At 49.2% G+C, this 18,163-nt stretch carries 18 protein-coding genes; 12 read left to right on the forward strand and 6 right to left on the reverse strand.

Annotated features, from left to right (window positions below; genetic code table 11):
- Positions 1-9 precede the first annotated feature (9 nt).
- The 4 genes from ribBA to nrdR are packed head-to-tail and all read right to left on the reverse strand — an operon-like array spanning position 10 to position 3,346.
- On the reverse strand, positions 10-1,125 hold the full coding sequence (gene ribBA, locus DUW71_RS03325; RefSeq protein WP_119393813.1) for a bifunctional 3,4-dihydroxy-2-butanone-4-phosphate synthase/GTP cyclohydrolase II: 1,116 nt from the start codon (positions 1,123-1,125) through the stop codon (positions 10-12).
- 9 nt (positions 1,126-1,134) lie between these two features.
- The gene (locus DUW71_RS03330) at positions 1,135-1,791 is read right to left on the reverse strand and encodes a riboflavin synthase (RefSeq protein ID WP_119393814.1); all 657 of its coding nucleotides are present in this window, start codon (positions 1,789-1,791) and stop codon (positions 1,135-1,137) included.
- Positions 1,792-1,797: 6 nt separating this feature from the next.
- Positions 1,798-2,889 carry a bifunctional diaminohydroxyphosphoribosylaminopyrimidine deaminase/5-amino-6-(5-phosphoribosylamino)uracil reductase RibD gene (gene ribD / locus DUW71_RS03335; protein WP_119393815.1) on the reverse strand — a complete coding sequence of 364 codons (1,092 nt, stop codon included), beginning with the start codon at positions 2,887-2,889 and terminating at the stop codon, positions 1,798-1,800.
- Positions 2,882-3,346: a transcriptional regulator NrdR gene (gene nrdR, locus DUW71_RS03340; RefSeq protein ID WP_119393816.1), complete on the reverse strand. Its 465-nt coding sequence runs from the start codon at positions 3,344-3,346 to the stop codon at positions 2,882-2,884. The genes ribD and nrdR overlap by 8 nt, the downstream gene beginning before the upstream one ends.
- A 212-nt stretch (positions 3,347-3,558) precedes the next feature.
- On the opposite strand from nrdR, the gene DUW71_RS03345 reads away from it, so the two are divergent.
- Entirely contained in the window at positions 3,559-4,200 is a 642-nt protein-coding gene (locus DUW71_RS03345) for a YiiX/YebB-like N1pC/P60 family cysteine hydrolase (protein WP_119393817.1), read from the forward strand.
- 1 nt (position 4,201) lies between these two features.
- On the opposite strand, the gene DUW71_RS03350 is transcribed toward DUW71_RS03345, so the two are convergent.
- Positions 4,202-5,578 carry a DUF4397 domain-containing protein gene (locus DUW71_RS03350; protein ID WP_119393818.1) on the reverse strand — a complete coding sequence of 459 codons (1,377 nt, stop codon included), beginning with the start codon at positions 5,576-5,578 and terminating at the stop codon, positions 4,202-4,204.
- Positions 5,579-5,809: 231 nt separating this feature from the next.
- Entirely contained in the window at positions 5,810-8,350 is a 2,541-nt protein-coding gene (locus DUW71_RS03355; RefSeq protein WP_158583850.1) for a hypothetical protein, read from the reverse strand.
- Between the two features lie 371 nt (positions 8,351-8,721).
- Between DUW71_RS03355 and DUW71_RS03365 the strand changes: the two genes are divergently transcribed.
- From DUW71_RS03365 to DUW71_RS03415, 11 genes are all read left to right on the forward strand, one after another.
- The gene (locus DUW71_RS03365) at positions 8,722-10,206 is read left to right on the forward strand and encodes an FAD-binding domain-containing protein (RefSeq protein WP_119393821.1); all 1,485 of its coding nucleotides are present in this window, start codon (positions 8,722-8,724) and stop codon (positions 10,204-10,206) included.
- The gene (locus tag DUW71_RS03370; RefSeq protein WP_119393822.1) at positions 10,203-11,741 is read left to right on the forward strand and encodes a cryptochrome/photolyase family protein; all 1,539 of its coding nucleotides are present in this window, start codon (positions 10,203-10,205) and stop codon (positions 11,739-11,741) included. Before DUW71_RS03365 ends, DUW71_RS03370 begins: the two co-directional genes overlap by 4 nt.
- Before the next feature lie 72 nt (positions 11,742-11,813).
- Positions 11,814-12,059 carry a DUF2798 domain-containing protein gene (locus DUW71_RS03375; RefSeq protein ID WP_119393823.1) on the forward strand — a complete coding sequence of 82 codons (246 nt, stop codon included), beginning with the start codon at positions 11,814-11,816 and terminating at the stop codon, positions 12,057-12,059.
- Positions 12,060-12,224: 165 nt separating this feature from the next.
- The gene (locus DUW71_RS03380; protein WP_119393824.1) at positions 12,225-13,193 is read left to right on the forward strand and encodes a calcium/sodium antiporter; all 969 of its coding nucleotides are present in this window, start codon (positions 12,225-12,227) and stop codon (positions 13,191-13,193) included.
- 218 nt (positions 13,194-13,411) lie between these two features.
- Positions 13,412-14,374: a 6-phosphofructokinase gene (gene pfkA / locus DUW71_RS03385; RefSeq protein ID WP_119393825.1), complete on the forward strand. Its 963-nt coding sequence runs from the start codon at positions 13,412-13,414 to the stop codon at positions 14,372-14,374.
- Between the two features lie 83 nt (positions 14,375-14,457).
- Entirely contained in the window at positions 14,458-15,105 is a 648-nt protein-coding gene (locus tag DUW71_RS03390; RefSeq protein WP_119393826.1) for an MBL fold metallo-hydrolase, read from the forward strand.
- A gap of 164 nt (positions 15,106-15,269) precedes the next feature.
- Positions 15,270-16,160: a hypothetical protein gene (locus tag DUW71_RS03395; RefSeq protein WP_119393827.1), complete on the forward strand. Its 891-nt coding sequence runs from the start codon at positions 15,270-15,272 to the stop codon at positions 16,158-16,160.
- Complete coding sequence (locus DUW71_RS03400; RefSeq protein ID WP_119393828.1) at positions 16,153-16,377, forward strand: hypothetical protein; 225 nt, start codon at positions 16,153-16,155, stop codon at positions 16,375-16,377. Before DUW71_RS03395 ends, DUW71_RS03400 begins: the two co-directional genes overlap by 8 nt.
- 2 nt (positions 16,378-16,379) lie before the next feature.
- Positions 16,380-16,799, forward strand: a complete 420-nt coding sequence (locus tag DUW71_RS03405; protein ID WP_119393829.1) for a YeeE/YedE family protein — start codon at positions 16,380-16,382, stop codon at positions 16,797-16,799.
- Positions 16,800-16,811: 12 nt separating this feature from the next.
- On the forward strand, positions 16,812-17,243 hold the full coding sequence (locus DUW71_RS03410; RefSeq protein ID WP_119393830.1) for a DUF6691 family protein: 432 nt from the start codon (positions 16,812-16,814) through the stop codon (positions 17,241-17,243).
- Between the two features lie 94 nt (positions 17,244-17,337).
- On the forward strand, positions 17,338-18,060 hold the full coding sequence (locus DUW71_RS03415) for a sensor histidine kinase (RefSeq protein WP_199671136.1): 723 nt from the start codon (positions 17,338-17,340) through the stop codon (positions 18,058-18,060).
- Positions 18,061-18,163 lie beyond the last annotated feature (103 nt).

Here is an 18,163-nt window from a genome sequence, read left to right on the forward strand (position 1 = left end):
TTTTCCTAATTAATCTGTTGTTGGGTGGGCCTGGTTTTCAACCACTTCCAAACCAAAACCTGATAAGCCAGCAAACCTAAGTGGTGAGCTTAACAGCTTCATTTTGCCTACACCCAAGTCGCGCAGCATCTGTGCGCCGGTACCAATCTGAGTATATGACCCATGGGTCGCGGTATTTTTAGCTCGTTGTTTTTCGCCAAAAATCGCGTTCAACTCACTCTGTAAGTCCAATGGCTGATCGGCATCGAGTAGTAACAACACGCCCGCTTCGTCATTGGCGATATTTTCTAGCGCTTGCTGCAGTGGCCAACTCGCTTGCTGGCCTGGGTTAATGTGCAGCAAGTCTCTCAGTGTCTTCGCTACATGAACCCGCACTGTGGTTGGCTTGTCTGGCGTTGGTTCACCCTTAACGAGCGCAATGTGAGTGCCATTACGCACTGAGTCGCGGTATACATTGAGCTGCATGTCACCAAATGCGGTTTGCACCATGCCCTGCTCTTCGCGGGCAACGGTGTGCTCATTATTCATCCGGTATTCAATAAGGTCGGCAATAGTACCGATTTTTAACTGATGTTGCTCGGCAAACTTTTCTAAATCTGGACGTCGCGCCATGGTGCCGTCTTCATTCATGATTTCAACGATGACTGCCGCTGGCAAACAGCCTGCCATCATTGCGATATCACAACCCGCCTCGGTGTGGCCGGCACGTGCTAGCACACCACCAGGTTGGGCGCGCAATGGGAACACGTGACCTGGTTGAACAATATCGCTTGGTTTGCTTTTTGGGTCGATGGCCGTGCGCACGGTATGAGCACGATCGGCAGCCGAAATACCCGTGGTGACTCCTTCTGCCGCTTCGATCGACACAGTAAAAGCCGTTTCATATACCGTGTTGTTAGCCGCGGTCATCATTGGCAAACCAAGATAGTCGCAGCGTTCGGCTGTCATTGGCATGCAAATAAGTCCACGCGCTTCTTTGGCCATAAAATTTATCGCTTCTGGCGTGGCAAACTGGGCTGCCATGACAAGGTCGCCTTCGTTTTCGCGATCTTCGTCATCCATCAGGATTACCATTTTACCCTGCTGAATGTCGGCGATGAGCTCTTCGATACTATTTAAATCCACCTTGCACCCTTATTTCCAGTAGCCATGTTTAGCCAAAAAGTCTGATGAAAGCATAGACGCTTTCTCTTGTTGTTGACCGAGCATTAGTTTTTCTAAGTAACGTGCGATAACGTCTACTTCAACGTGTACTTTATCGCCCACTTTGTAAGTCATGATGATGGTTTCTTGCGCGGTATGTGGTACCACGTTAAGCGATACAATCTGCCCAGTTACTTCGTTAGCCGTTAAACTAACGCCATCAACGGTAATACTGCCTTTACTCGCTAGGTAGCGTTGCAACGCCTTTGGCACTTGCAAATCGATACGCCAACTACGCGCATCGGCAATGATGGCAACAACCGTTGCTTGGGCATCAACGTGTCCCGTCACAATATGGCCACCAAAGCGGTCGCCCATTGCCATCGCTTTTTCTAAGTTTACCTGTTGTCCGCTCGATATGTGGGCAAATCCTGAATGGGCAACGGTCTCATTCGAAACATCTGCCCAAAATGACTGTGCATCAAACTTGACGACAGTTAAGCATACGCCATTAACAGCGATTGAGTCCCCTAAGCGAACGTCGTCCATCGACATCGAGCCGACTTCTATGTGCAAAAGCAGATCACCTGCTGGCGTGCGCTGTGCACTTTTGATGGTACCAACCGATTCAATTATTCCGGTAAACATAGGGTCTCATTTCTTAATAGTACACTCGAGCTTCAAATCATCACCCACTTGCGTGATTTGCTGCCAATTAAGTTCAATTGCGTCTTTTAGCTCAACGATTGGCAACTGGAACAACTGCCGAGCATCACTACCCAGTAATTTTGGTGCCACATATAGCACCAGCCGGTCAACCAGACCCGCCGCTAACAAACTACCGGCCAGCGTGGCACCTGCTTCTACCCAAACATCGTTAATTTCTTGCCGGCCAAGCTCGTCGAGCAGTAAATTTAAATCAATTTGACCATCGAGCCCGCCACAAATAAAACGGTTAGCAACACCTGCTGGACTGTCTACGTTCGGAGCGCTAACCGCTTGCCAAACGTCGCCAGCAGTAGCAAATATTTTTTCGCTGCCGGTTAATTTACCTTGGCTATCTAGCACCACTTTCACTGGATAAACCCAAGGCGCCTCGGGTGTTGTTAAGCCTGCTTGCTCGGGGCGAAAGTCCATACTGGGCTGATCTGCCACAACAGTAGCCGATGTCGTAAGAATGGCGCCTGCCTCGCCACGTTCACGCTGCACATCAGCTCGCGCACTTGCTCCGGTAATCCACTGGCTCTCACCACTGGCCATGGCGGTTTTGCCATCTAACGAAGCGCCAAGTTTTAGTGTGACCCTAGGCTGGCCTGTTTGCATGCGTTGGAAAAAACCCGGATTGAGCGCCCAAGCATCTTGTTCACAAACACCAACGACACACTCAATACCAGCTGCTTCTAATTTCGCTTTGCCATTGCCAGCCACCTGAGGGTTTGGGTCGAGCATTGCCATGACCACTCGCGCAACACCAGCTTCAATTAGGCCATCGGCACAAGGAGGGGTGCGACCATGGTGCGAGCAGGGCTCGAGCGTTACATAGGCCGTAGCACCACGAGCGCGTTCACCAGCTTCCGCTAGCGCATGTCGCTCGGCATGCAGGGTGCCAGCTTGCAAATGCGCCCCTTTGCCAACCAACTCACCATTGCGCACAATTACCGAGCCGACTCTAGGGTTTGGTTTGGTGGTATAGCGGCCCCGTTTTGCTTCGGCAATGGCCAGCGCCATCCATTGTTGATCATTCATTGCGCGCGCTGCTCTCTAGTCGGTCAATTTCTGCTTTGAACTCGGATACGTCTTCAAAGCTTCGGTAGACCGAAGCAAACCGCACAAATGCCACTTTATCGAGTTGACTAAGCGCCTTCATGACCAACTCACCAAGAAAATGCGAGTCTACTTCACGCTCTCCGGTCGCGCGAATTTGCGCTTTAATACGGTCGATCGACGCTTCCACATCATCCACACTTACTGGCCGTTTTTCTAGGGCGCGCTGCATGCCGGCTCTGAGTTTATGTTCATCAAAGGGCTGGCGAGTGCCGTTTTGTTTAATGACCTTTGGCATCACAAGTTCGGCAGTTTCGAAGGTTGTGTAGCGCTCACCACAAGCCAAGCACTCACGGCGGCGACGTATTTGTGCACCATCAGCGACTAACCGCGAGTCTATGACTTTGGTTTCAGGTGCATGGCAAAACGGACAATGCATATGGGTATCCCTTGAACTGTGCAAATATTCTACCTGTTTTTAAGCCGGTTTGCGCGCTTGGTCAGCAAATAACCGAAACCGTCTTGGTAGTTGATTTTACTCGCTCTGGCACACTTATCCACAACACTACACACATAGTTGCCAACCAATACATTGGATAACCTTGTCTATTGCCATACACTAGCGTCGCCTGACCCAAAAGGACTAAAGCCATGCAAACAGAAATTTGCCGTCGCACAGTACCCAACTGCCCACCGATCGCATTTGAGGAAGTGAAAAACAGACTAGAAAATGGCGACCTGCTGTTGACCCGCAAGAAAGGACTAGTGGCTAGGCTGACGGGGTGGGGAATGAATAGTATTTGGACACATGTTGGGGTAGTGGTTCGCCTGCCTCAGATAGAAAGGGTGATGGTATTAGAAGGTGCGCTAGGCGGTGTTCGCTTGGTGCCATTGCGCCATTATGTTGGCCACTACTGTGGGCAAGCTGGCAAGCATTACCCCGGCACAGTCTGTGTGATTCGAAGTAAAACCCAGCTCGCCGACAATCATTCGCAGGTACTGGCCAACGCCCTGGACAAGCTTGGTGCGCCATATGACTGGCAAGAGATTAAGCGCATTATTGGGCGCTGGGCCAAGCGTGGTTTAGGCCTGAAGGTACGTACCCACTACAAAGCCGACCATAAATACATATGTTCTGAGTTTGCCCGCGACATGCTCAGTGATTATGGCATTAAGGTTCCGCTCAACACGAACGGAACCATAGTACCGGGCGATTTCGCCGACTCAAATAAGTTCAACTTAATCGCCGTTGTGCAGGTGCTAGCAGAGCACCCCTCTGCTAGCCTGGCCTAACTTACTGAACAAAACCATCCAGTAGTTTTAACGCGACCGCCGAGTCACCATCATCACGCGCGATGGCTGTGTAGACATTGTTGTTCGACAACGATATTTGCACAGGGCCAATCGCAGCAGTTTTGCTGCCAGCTGGTGTTACGGTAAGCGTGTAGTTGCCACCGGCAACCGGCAAGTAGCCGCTATCTGCCTTGAATGGCACATCGCTCAGCACCGGCGCATCGTCAGAAATGTCTTGGTCATCAGCAGCAGTCAGGTAAACATCAACGCCAGCGGCGTTGGTCGCACCATGTACTACACGCAGTTTGGCGTGTGTTGCCACCGTGCGTTGATCATCTTCTAGCACAAGCGGTTCAATGTTCGCCAAGCGACCAACGGCTACCACAGAATACTCTGCTCCAGTCGCGAGCGTTAGATCGGCATTGATCGCCGCACCTTCAGCGCTATCGAAGCCTGCTGCACCCACTTGCACGTTGTAGGTTGCGCCTGGCACGGTTAAGTAGCCTGCATCTTCAGTGAAGCCTAAGCCTGAAACAAGCGGCGCACTGTAGTTACCATTGGCCACCACGTCTACAGCTGGCGTATCAACTGAGTTATGCACTACTCGCAAGTCGGCGCCAGCAGAGGTATCAAAGAGGTCAATTTCATTGCCTTGATCAAACGCGACCAACTGCACTGGGCTGTCACCTGAGCGCACGTTATCAAGTGCACCAACCAGCAGATCAGCACCAGCAGGTAGTGCCACTGCGCCAGAATTATAGACAACAGCATCTACATTGCCGGCAGCTGTGATACGGATTTGATATTCACCAGCAGGCACTTCAACGGCGTCTAGCGCTTGCTTGAACGGCAATGGGTTGTTGTTTAGCGGCGTTGATGTGGCAAGGTCAGCGTCTGGTGCAGTGACATACACATCAACTTCTGGTGCGCCAGCGGCTAGGTGGGCAACACGAACACGAACATTATTGGCATCGGTCAAGTTGCCAGAGTCAGCCAGCACAACAGGCTCTAACGTGCCATTCGCCACACTACCCACAGCAATGATGTCGTAGCGGGTATTACCTTCTAGCGGTAGCGAATCGACGCTAATCACCGCACCCGTTTCACCGCCAGCACTAAGGCCAGTTACGTTAACCGGGTACGCCGTTGCTGGCACCGAGATGTAATTTGAAGAGTCGGCGTAGTCAAGGTTCGCTACATCAGCACTATTATCAATCATGCTGAGATAGGCATTGACCGCAGGGGCATCGGCAGAAGCGTGGATAACACGGACTTCTGCTAACAAGGCGCCGGTGTCGTCAACTGTGTCGACTGTCATGTTACAGGCTGCCAAGGTGGTTGCTGCTGCAACGGCAAGAGCGATTTTAGACTTAAGCATCTTTGTTCTCCTTCGTGGTTATTATTGAGAGATGCTTTGGCCGTTACGAGCTGCCGGATTGCTAAGATTTGATGAAAAAAACCGTAATGAATGTTTTATAGGCTGATGTCGCAAGCGTACAAAATTGAGTTAAACCAGGTTTAAAAAGCTACCGTAGCAGCCGATCACTGAACGAAAAGGCCGTTATGCGATATACATAGCGGCCCTCTGATGTGATGTGGCGCAGTTGTACTAGTTGTTAAACAAGTTCAACCCATGGTGATCATCATAAATAACAATTAACGTATCCCCGTTCACCAAGTTGACTGTGGCAGAGGCAAGCGCTTGCTTGTTCGCTAGATTATTTGGCAACTCTGCTTGCTGATCACGAAGGTTACCTGTTACCCGCCGCTGCTGGCGAATGACCCGCACTTCGACTTCGCCAACCAAGGATTGCAAGGCTGAGTTCATAACAGTGAAGTCAACACTGGTTGGCGATAGTGAGTCGGAGGCAAACAGCACCTGAAACTCGCCGGCTACCTGCTTACCAAACACCAGTTGCACACCCTTAGGAGACGTGTTCAACACTCGAATTGCTGGTGGGTGTGCCAGGCCCGGCTCACTACTAAACACCACCCAACCAGTTTCGCCACCTGCGCTTGCGTTACCATCGACTGCACCAACTGAGCGCTGGATACGAGGCAACTGGTAGAGTGCGCTAAATGTATCGGCATAAAAGCTTTGTTCACGCTGAGGCGTAGTGGAAGCGCCGAAGTCACTATACCAAGGGCCCGCTAGCGCCCCTTGCTCTGTATTAAACTCAGTCCATAGTGCATCAGCGCTAAAGACCGAGAACAACTCAGCAGTCTGCCCTGGCTGAAGGTTTTGCGCGATCTGGGTGCTATCTGTCGACTGGTAACCACTACCGATATAAACATTCAATGAATCAGCCCCTGACGCCAAGCCATTCCAGAACACCGCTTTCGCGTGACCACATTGCGCAATGCGCTGCCATCCGGTTTGCGCTCCACTTGGATCGGTTAACCTTGGAGCCTGCACTGAGGTTGTGTCGATCAACTCAAACAACACACCTTGCGCGGCTCGCACACGATCCCCTTGCTGATACATCTGGCTTGCTACATATTCAGGCGCTGTTTGGCAGGTCTGCTGCGTATCTGGCACTGAACAATAGCCAATACCCTGCCATGCTAGTTCGGCATCAGCATTACCTTGGCGAGGTACATAGGTATCATTGCCACAAAGATGGCCATCAATACAGGCATAGACTCGGCCACTGAGCACAACTTCATCATTCAGCTCATAGTTTGTACCCGGCTGATAAAGGGGCGCCGAACACTCGGATAAACGCGACAAACGATAAGACCAAGCATCTAATGGGTCTGTCCCATCAGCAACTTCCTCACCATCCGAGACGCCGTCTTCGTCGGTATCAAACTTGCGAGGGTTAGTACCATAATCTTGCGTCTCGCTAAGATTACCTAAGCCATCTGCGTCCGTGTCGTTGTTTGGGTTCGCATCTTCGCGATCGAACTCATCACTCACCCCATCATTATCGGCATCAGCAACACTAGACTCCAAAGCATCAACTTTACCGTCGCCATCGCTGTCATCATTACCATCCGCTGAATCGGTAACCGAGTCGCCATCGGTGTCTGAGTTTAATGGGTCCGTTCCAATTGTTGACTCATACAGATCAGTCCAGCCATCACCATCGGAGTCAGAGTTTGAATCAGTTGGGTCTGCATCACCACCATCATTAACCCCATCGCCATCGGAATCTGGTTCCAGAGGATCAGTTCCTAGATCTACTTCCTCACCATCTGATAGACCATCACCGTCGGTGTCTGGAAGACTAGGGTCTGTGCCGATGTCACCTTCCTCGCCATCCGTTAGCCCATCACCATCTGAGTCGACTGGTGTAGGGGTAGGGCTTGGCTCTGCCGTTGCACTCGGTACTGCAGTGGCACTCGGTACTGCAGTGGCACTTGGTACAGTTGTGACACTTGGCTCTGCAGTGACACTTGGCTCTGCAGTGGTACTTGGTACCGCCGTAGCACTCGGCTCTGCCGTAGTGCTTGGTAATGCTGTGGTACTTGGTAATGCTGTGGCACTTGGCTCTGCCGTTATACTCGGTACTGCTGTAGCACTCGGCTCTGCTGTGGTACTTGGCTCTGCAGTGGCACTCGGTTCTGCCGTGGTACTTGGAATTGCTGTGGTACTCGGCACTGCTGTAGTACTTGGTACCGCCGTGGCACTTGGCTCTGTCGTAGCACTAGGTACTGTTGTGGCGCTTGGCTCTGTCGTAGCACTCGGCTCCGCAGTTGTACTTGGTACTGCTGTGGTACTTGGCTCTGTAGTGGCACTTGGTAATGCTGTGGTACTTGGTAATGCTGTGGCACTCGGTTCTGCCGTAGTGCTTGGTAATGCTGTGGTACTTGGTACTGCCGTAGTGCTTGGTAATGCTGTGGTACTTGGTGCCGCCGTAGTGCTTGGTAATGCTGTGGCACTCGGTTCTGCCGTAGTGCTTGGTAATGCTGTGGCACTCGGTTCTGCCGTTGTATTTGGGGTTACTGTGGCACTTGGCTCTGCAGTATCTGTTGGCGATACAGATGGGCTTGGCGATACGCTTCCGTTGGGCTGTTGCGTAACGATTAGAGCATTGTCGGTTTGATTGGCAAAACTGGCCGACGTTGTCGTTGAACCATTGTCCGAGCATGCAGTAACCGTTGCCGCTGATACCGCTAATGCTATCCATTTAAGCTGATATTTCATTACACCCTACTCCCATCATTTGCCTTCCCATTTGCTGGCACCTCGGCCACAACCGCTGTTTGGCATTACATTTTATTACCTTTGCAAGAAGACTTCATCTTTTTTGACGTTTTGTGACCTGAACCGCGTTAAATTTTTGTATTTTTTAGATTACAGACATTTTTTTGGCAGGAAGCACCATAGTTTTTATTTCGCTTTTCATAAAGCAATTAACAAGCCAACCCTCTTACACTGTTCCAATACACCTCTAAAACACCATCTTTGACTAAAAAACCAAGCACTTGCGTATACCTATCGGCAACAGGTTATCGACAACAGGTTCGGGTTCTACATGGTATTCACTTGCGCATTAGTCGCCGCAGGTTTATGGCATGGCTGAAGCTCATGGGGTGGGACGTAAGTTGAACGTTATTTGGTTCAAACGCGATTTTAGGGTTAATGACCACAAAGCACTTCAACAGGCTTGTATGGATGCAAACAAGCGTGGCATTGCGGTGGTTGCACTGTATGCCATTGAGGAGGCTTACTGGCAGCTGCCTGATACCAGCACTCGCCAATGGGGGTTTATCGTCGAGTCGCTTAAGGCGTTGCACGCAGAGCTAGCCAATTTGAATATTGCGTTACATATAGGCTGCGGCAAGGCTGATGATCTGTTATCCATCATCCACCAGCAAACTAAGATTACCGCCTTATATAGCCACGAAGAAACGGGTAACGAATGGACATTTCAACGTGATATAGATGTAAGCAAATGGTGTAAACGGCATGGAATTACTTGGCATGAGTACCGGCAATTTGGCGTTAAAAGGCGACTTAGCAATCGCGATGATTGGTTGAAGCACTATCAGGCCATTATCGACACACCTATTGCAACGCCCGCATCGGCGCAAAAAACTTTGCGTGACCTGCAGCTACCTACTAGCAAAATAAATATAGCCCGAGGCTATGACCATACACCGGCACCACAGCGCCAACACGGCGGCCGGGGAGCTGGCGACGCTTTATTGAACAAGTTTATTAGCCAAAATTTGCCAAGCTATTTAAAAACCATTGGCTCCCCTGCTAAAGCCGCTGAATTTTCTAGCCGCCTTAGCCCTTACTTGGCTTATGGCTGCATTAGTATGAAAGAAGTGATTCGCCGACTTGAAGCAGTAGATCAGCATAAAAGGCAGCGTAACGCCTTTCGCTCGCGACTCTATTGGCATTGCCACTTTATTCAAAAGTTAGAGGATGAGCCTAGCCTTGCTCGCCAAGCCATGCACCCACAACTAGATGACGCATTAAAAAGGCGCTTTGATGATGCAGTATTTCAGAAATGGGCAACGGGCAATACTGGCGTGCCTTGGGTCGACGCCTGCATGCGCTCGCTTATTGCCATGGGCTGGCTGAACTTTCGTATGCGCGCCATGTTAACGTCATTTGCAACCTATCACTTATGGCTACCTTGGCAGCCAGTGGGAGAGCATCTTGCTCGTCTATTCGTCGACTACGAGCCAGGCATTCACTGGTCACAAATTCAAATGCAATCAGGGGTCACCGGTATTAATCCAAACCGCATGTACAACCCAGTGCAACAAGGTCAAAAATATGACCCCGCCGCACACTTTATTAAACGCTGGATTCCAGAACTCGCCCACCTACCGGCAGTTATTTGCCACCAACCTTGGCTAGGTGGACACTATATAACACCTGTTATCGATCCAGTAATCGGCGCGCGCCAAGCACGTGCGAAACTAAAAGCCGCCGAAGTAGATCGCAGCATTAGCCGCCGTGTTTATCAAAAACATGGTAGTCGGCGACGCCAGCCCAAGCGTAAATCCTCGAATACCAAGCAACCGGACTTGTTTAGCGAATGAGCACAAAAAAGTTAACGCTAATTTTGGGCGATCAGCTTTCTTTAGCCAATAAAGCGCTATCGAATACCACCACCCAAGACATCATTGTAATGGCCGAAGTGCATGACGAAGCGTCATACGTGCGCCATCACAAGCATAAGGTAGCCATGATATTTTCTGCGATGCGCCACTTCGCCGAGCATTTAATAACCCTTGGTTATCAGGTCCGTTATTTCAAAATTGGTGACAACATCCGCAGCATTGAACAAGCGGTTGCGCAGGCCATTGCTGAGCACGACCATAACATCGACAGCATTCAAGTATGTCACTGTGGCGAATACCGCTTCGAGCAGTCATTAGCAGCGCTCAACAAGCTAAAGCCGGTGACTTTTTTCCCAGTGGTCAATGCGATTAGTTCACAAGAAACATTTAACGAGTGGGCAAAGGGCAAAAAGCAACTACGCATGGAGTATTTTTATCGCCAACTGCGCCGCCAAACTGGGGTTTTGATGGAAGGAGAAGAACCCGTTGGTGGCAAGTGGAACTATGATGCCAACAACCGCAAGCGCTGGCATGGCGAGCCACAAGTGCCAGCCCCAGTTGAATTTGAGCCTGATCAAATCACCCAGCAAGTGATTAGTGACGTGAATGAAAAGTTTGCGCACCATCCTGGGCGGCTCGACAAATTTGCTTGGCCGGTTACCAAAGCGCAAGCAGAGCAATTAGCTGAGCACTTCTTTACTCACCTTTTACCAAACTTTGGTGATTTCCAAGATGCGATGGACGACAGCGAGCAATGGTTGTTCCATGGTCGCCTGTCTGCGGCCATCAATATGGGCCTACTCGATCCACTCGTGCTTTGCCAACAAGCAGAATTGGCCTACCAACAAAATAAGGCACCATTAAATGCCGTAGAGGGTTTTATCCGCCAAATTTTAGGCTGGCGCGAGTACGTGCGGGGTCTGTATTGGTTGCATATGCCAAGCTACAAAAACCGCAATGCGCTTGCAGCAGACAACCCGTTACCGGAGTTTTTTTGGCACGCCAACACCAAAATGAACTGCCTCAAGCATGCCATTGGCGACACACTAGAACATGGTTATGCCCATCATATTCAACGCCTAATGGTGATTGGCAATTTTTCATTGCTAGCTGGTTTGAGCACGCAGGAAGTGACCGACTGGTATCTTGCAATTTATGTTGATGCATATGAGTGGGTAGAGCTGCCTAATACCCTAGGCATGGCGTTATGGGGTGATGGCGGCATTATGGCTAGCAAGCCTTACTGCGCTAGTGGCAACTATATCAACAAGATGTCGAACTACTGCAAAAGCTGCCAGTTTAACGTCAAAAAAACGGCCGAAGCAGACGCCTGCCCTTTTAATGCGTTGTATTGGCACTTCTTAGACAAACATCGCGCTAAGTTCACTAACAACCCACGCATGGCACTTAGCCTAAAGAACCTTGATCGCAAAAGCCCAGAGGAGTTAGCTGACATCCATCAACGAGTAGAGGAAATTTCACGCGACCTTATTTACCCAACTATGCAACAATAGCGCTCAGCAAGGCATCACCTAGCGTGTCATACTTGCAAGGAATGATTAGCCACCTAGTTGAAGGAGTTACCCATGTTTCACCCAAAACACACTCATTTAATCGTCTCGGTTTTCATGTCGTGTTTTATGGCGTTATTTATGACGCTCATTATCACCATGCTCAATACCGGCATTGATAACCAACTATTGATGCGCTGGTTAGTTGCTTGGATTATTGCTTGGCCGCTGGCGTTGTTCGCCATGCTAGTGTTTCGCCCCGTCGCAATGAAAATAGCCAAAGCACTCGTGCGCCAAATTGATCAAGAAGCATCCAACTAAGATAAATACTCGTAAGTATTATTGCGCGTCACGGAGTGACGAGTCATCTGTCAGTTGCACGCAACTTCGGTTGCGTGCTTTTTTTTGTGTTTTACAAGCAAAGTCCTACCCTAATCAGCCCAGTTTTGCTACCTTGCGAGAAAATTTTCATCATTGAGGAATATCATGCTCTTAGCTATTGCCGCCGTTATTGTTGGGCTTGTCATACTCGTTTGGAGTGCCGATAAATTTGTTGAAGGGGCGGCAGCGGTAGCCAAGCATTTGGGCATGCCTATTTTGCTGATTGGCGTGATCATCGTAGGTTTTGGCACCTCGGCGCCAGAGCTTGCGGTATCAGCTAATGCTGCCCTGAATGGTAGCCCAGGCATGGCATTAGGTAATGCTTTTGGCTCTAACATTGCCAACCTAACGCTCATTTTAGGTGCCGCGGCCGTGTTATCCCCACTATTAGTGGCAAGTGGCGTGATACGCCGCGAAATTCCACTATTATTGGCAGCCACTGCGGTGGCAACAGGCTTGCTTTACGATGGTGAAGTGAGCCGGATCGATGCGGTCATTATGTTAGTAGTCTTTGCAGCCACGATGGGCTGGTCAATTTATGCCGGCATTCGTGATGCTGGAACCGGCGATGTGGTGGAAGCAGAGTACTCTGATGAAATCCCAGATATGACACTTGGCAAAGCGTGGTTTTGGCTCGCTTCTGGCTTGGTGCTCCTAGTCGGCAGTTCCCATGTTTTAGTATGGGGTGCAGAGTTTATCGCCTTGTCATTTGGCGTGAGTGAACTAGTCATAGGCCTTACCATTTTAGCGGTTGGTACTTCTTTGCCAGAACTGGCAGCCAGCATTGCCGCGGTTCGCAAAGGCGAGCACGATATGATTATTGGCAACGTTATTGGCTCCAACCTATTTAATACCCTGGCAGTAGTCGGCCTCGCCGCTGTCATTACCCCAATTGGCGCCACCGAGCCAGAGTTCGTTAGCCGAGACTTACCAGTAAATGTTGGTATCACCCTAGCAGTGCTCGTAATGGCCGTCGGCCTAAAAGGCAAAGGTCGAATCAACCGATTTGAAGGCGGTTTGCTACTAGTAACCTTCGCAGGCTACATGACCTGGGTTGGCTTAACTTCTATGTAAATCCTGCTCTACTCGGTCAAACAAGGTGCGGCAACCCGCAACTTGTTTGACCTAGGTAGCGACTCTTTGGCAATTTTTCAGTACAATCTGTTGCAAAATTACGAGATAGAGCCGACTGACATCAATGCTTTGGCAATCTTCTTTTGCTTTAGTATGGAACTTGTAGTTTTATTACTTCCAAGCATTGTTCAGCACCGACTCATTACCTGAGGTATCCCATGGTTAAGAAAATTGGCATTCTTACAAGTGGCGGCGACGCGCCTGGTATGAACGCAGCGGTACGCGCAATTGGCCGCTACGCCCTACTAAACGACATTGAAATTTACGGCATTTATGAAGGCTTCTACGGCCTAGTGCACGATCAAATCGAAAAGTTAGAGCGCCGCTCAGTGTCGGACATCATTAACCGTGGTGGCACCAAACTTAAATCTGCTCGCTTCCCTGAATTTGCCGACAAAGAAGTGCAAAAAAAGGGTGTAGAAAACCTAAAGAAACATGGCATTGATGCGCTAGTCGTTATTGGCGGTGATGGCTCATATATGGGTGCAAAAGCAGTCACTGAGCAAGGCTTCCCTTGTATCGGTCTGCCAGGCACAATTGATAATGATATCGCTGGTACCGACTACACCATTGGTTATATCACTGCTCTAGACACTGTTCTGGAGGCAATCGACCGTTTGCGTGATACCTGTTCATCTCACCGACGCATCTCGGTAGTAGAAATTATGGGCCGCCATTGTGGCGATCTGACGGTGGCCGCGGCAATCGGCTCAGGCGCCGAATACTGCGTCGTGCCTGAAAAGCCATTTGATGAAGACGAACTTGTTAATACCATCAAAGAAGACATGGCCGAAGGCAAAGGGCACGCAATCATCACCATTACTGAACTAATGTGTGATGTGAATGCACTCGCTAAGCGCATTGAAGCGGCGACGGGCGTTGAAACCCGCGCCACAGTACTTGGCCATATTCAGCGCGGTGGTGTACCAAGTGCGTTCGACCGTGTACTTGCTTCTCGCATGGGCGCCTATGCCGTTGAGCTGCTAATGGAAGGCCACGGCGGCCGCTGTGTTGGCATTCAAAATGGTGAGCTAGTACACCACGATATCATCGAAGCCATTACTAAAATGCGCCGTCCTTTCGATGAATATTCGTACAAGCTAGCACACGATCTAGCCTAACCATTAACCGAATAAACCAAGGCGCTTCGAGTATCACTATGATGAGTTGATACTCGAAGCGCTTTTTTTTGTTGAGAGTTTTTATGCTTAAACATCTTCAAATTGCCGTCACCCCGTTCCAACAAAATTGCTCTATTGTATATTGCGATCAAACAAAAGACGCTGCACTAGTAGACCCTGGCGGTGATACCCAGGTGCTAAAACAAGTGTTAGCCGAACAAGGCCTAACGCTGAAAGCCATTTGGTTAACCCATGGTCACCTAGATCACGTAGGAGGTAGTGCTGAACTGGCAAACGAGTTCGCTGTTGAGATCATTGGCCCTGGCGTCGGCGACGCATTCTGGCTAGAAGGCTTAGATCAACAAGCGCAGATGTTTGGCTTGCCGCAAGTAGACAAGTTTGTCCCGCACAAGTGGTTTGAGCATGGTGATGTTCTTGAACTGGCTGGAGAAAAACTAACGGTTCGCTTTACACCTGGCCATACACCTGGGCACATGGTGTTTTACCATGCAGATACTGGCGTTGTATTTGTTGGTGACGTGCTATTTGCTGGCGGTGTGGGCCGCTCTGACTTCCCGCAAGGCAACCATGAGCAATTGATGCAATCGATTCAACAGCAGCTATTAACGCTACCGGATGAAACGACCGTGGTAAGCGGCCATGGCCCAACAACAACCATAGGAAAAGAGCGCCGCAGTAACCCGTTTATTTTGCAGGCAGGCTTATCTTAAGTCCCGCCTAATAAATAGATTCGGGATTGCAACTGGTACCAATTTGCACTGGCTCACATTTCATAACTAAAAATTCTATCGATATATTATTTTTACAGTTTGATACGATTAGTTGGTTTGGTTTTTGTTAATATCGCGCAAAATTCGAACAGCGAACAAAAACAATGACCACTGCGAATTATGTGCTTCATTCAGATGCGTTAAGCGAACTTCCGTCTAGTTTGCTTAGCTCGCCAAACCATGCGCTACATCCAAGTCAGTGTACTTGGAATGACTATCAATGCCGCGACCAACGTGACGTCGCACAATTGAATCAGTTTTATACCTCAGCTGAGATAGATAAACGGGCTAGTGGTTGCTTCGAATTATTCGATCAAAGCTTCGAGTACGGTTTGGCAAAACACTTTCAAGAGCAAGGCTCTCATATCCTGCTACTGCCAAATAAAGCAGCCTTTCCAGAGTTGTATCAGCATCAACAGTCGGCTTTGCTTAATATTAAATCAGCTAAAAACGACTATTTACGCCAGCAAGGTATAAAAGCAGCACAAGTGCGCGCAGTGTCTCACCCGAGCGGTACCGCATTCGCCGGCTTATCGGTACTGCAAACCCTAGTTGACCAGTTATTAAGCAAAACCAAACCAGCGCAGCCCACTGCAACCCCATTGGGAAAGATGTGCGCTGGCGCGCGCAACTTCTCTATTGCACATAGCAAGCAACTGAGCAAAACCGTTGGTCGAGCCATCAAACTACCTGCTTTTAAAAAACCAGCATTTGTTGTGGTGGAACAAAGCAATAACCAGCAATCCTTGGTGTGGCAGGGAAATGAGTTAGGTGAAGCATACGACTGGGTAAAAACAGAACTTAGCAAGCAGACACTGTTAATGCCCTACGTTCAAAGATCCTGTTTTCACAACAGTGAAATAGAACTAAATGATGCCGTTGCACCCTATTGCAGCGAACGGGCAATCGAGTACTACACTTCGCAACCAAGTTTGAGTGCCATGCTGATGTTTGGCAAACAGGTCACCAATATAGGATGGGTTCAACTTGCTTAGTATCACGCCCAATCAAAGCCAGCCAATACAAAATGCTGCTTGGCTACACAAACGAGTAGTGGTGATCAAAGACTTCGATCTCAGTACCCCACTACTTGGCAAGGTCACTCGCTATGATAACGATGCCCCTTGGCAAGTTTTAATCGAGCTCGACACTGGTGAATGCCTAAATCAATTCCAATGCTGTTTTAAACTTGCAACCGAGGCTGATGGCTAATTATGCAAATCGTATCAATCAATCCTTTTGAAGCGCTTTTAGGCGGTATTTTGCTTGGCATTTCCACAACTGTGTTGCTGCTTTTACGCGGTGATGTTGCTGGTATCAATGGCATGATCACCGGTATTTTAAGTTGGAAAAAACGCGAAGTGGACTGGCGAGTCAGTTTTATTATTGGCTTGATGCTGGGTTTGGGTGCTTATGTGCTCTTTTTTGGCACAGAATCATTGAATGTTGCCCCCCTAACCAATGAACCCATGGTCATGCTAGCGGGTTTACTCGTGGGCATAGGCGCCACAATTGGCAATGGCTGTACCAGTGGCCATGGTATTTGTGGCATAGCACGATTTTCTACCCGTTCAATCGTTGCCACCCTGACCTTCATGGGCACTGCCGCCCTAACTGTATATTTTTATTACTAAACGGAGCTAAAAGTGAAAAATTTAATTGCACTTATTGCAGGCGTTATTTTTGGCTTCGGCTTGGCTGTGTCAAAAATGCTAGAGCCACAAAAAGTGATCGGCTTTTTAGATGTGACTGGGCAGTGGGACCCAACCCTTGGCTTAGTAATGGTAGGCGCTCTGATCGTAATGACCATTGCCCATCAGTTGTCGAAAGACATGCGCAAGCCACTCTATGGCGAATATTTTCGTTTCCCAACCAAACAAAAAATTGATGCGCCACTCATCGCAGGCGCAGCAATCTTTGGCATTGGCTGGGGTATTGGTGGTTTTTGCCCAGGCCCTGCCATTACTGCAGCCCCGCTAGGTAATTTGCCATTATTATTAGGCCTAATGGCTTATCTGCTAGGCGTCATGCTAACCATGCTAACTAAGCAAATGCTTAAGCCAACTGCAGCGGCATGACAAATGTCAGGGTAAAAGGCTGATCAAGAACACTAGTGATTAGCCACTGTTTCCCCAATACTGCATACTTGCACTTCGTTTTGGGGATCTTATTGTGCAGCGCAATCGAAGCAAGCAGCTGCTTGCCAAACTGTTGAGAATAAAACTCTTACCCGACAACCACTTTATGTTGTGGGATGCCTTGGCTTGGGCATTCCTCATTTACATTTTGCTGTTCTGGTTTGCTGGCTACTTTATTGACTCGTCTTGGTCGGCACTATTGTTTCGCACCGCACTTTGCCTAGTTTACATCCCACTCTATATTGGCTCGTTTTGGCTGCTTGATAGCCGCTATGGCACCTTGGGCTATTGGTTGATGATTGCCATAGGCTTGCTTGGGCATCTGGACTACTGGGGCGCCATTGCTTTTCAGCTACCGGCCGTTGCTTTTATGGTATGGGCGCAAAGCACCAGCAAAGCCATTATTAACCTCGCCATCGTTACCGTGCTCACAATAATAGTGGCCTGGTGGACTAAGATGCCTATGGTGTACATATTACTTATCGCGCCAATGGTATTGATTGGTGGCATGGGCGAGCACTTTTTCTTTCGTAAAATGCGCGCCGAAAATGAGCTATTGCATGCGCAGGCGGCGTTGGCATCGCAAGCAACACAGCTTGAGCGCGAGCGCATCGCCCGCGATTTACATGATGTAATGGGTCACTCGCTTAGTGCTATTGCGATTAAATCTGAACTTGCCAATAAACTGATCGAGGCTGATCCTCAGCGAGCCAAACAAGAAATGGCAGACGTTGAACATCCCTATAGGTCAACATAGTTTTCACATAAACCTGTGCAGAGAGAACTATGAACCGATACGCACCAGAACGTAAAGAAGCCATCCTCAAAAAATTGGCACCACCGAACAATATGTCCGTCGC

The organism is Salinibius halmophilus, assembly GCF_003577475.1.
Classification (GTDB): domain Bacteria; phylum Pseudomonadota; class Gammaproteobacteria; order Pseudomonadales; family Natronospirillaceae; genus Salinibius; species Salinibius halmophilus.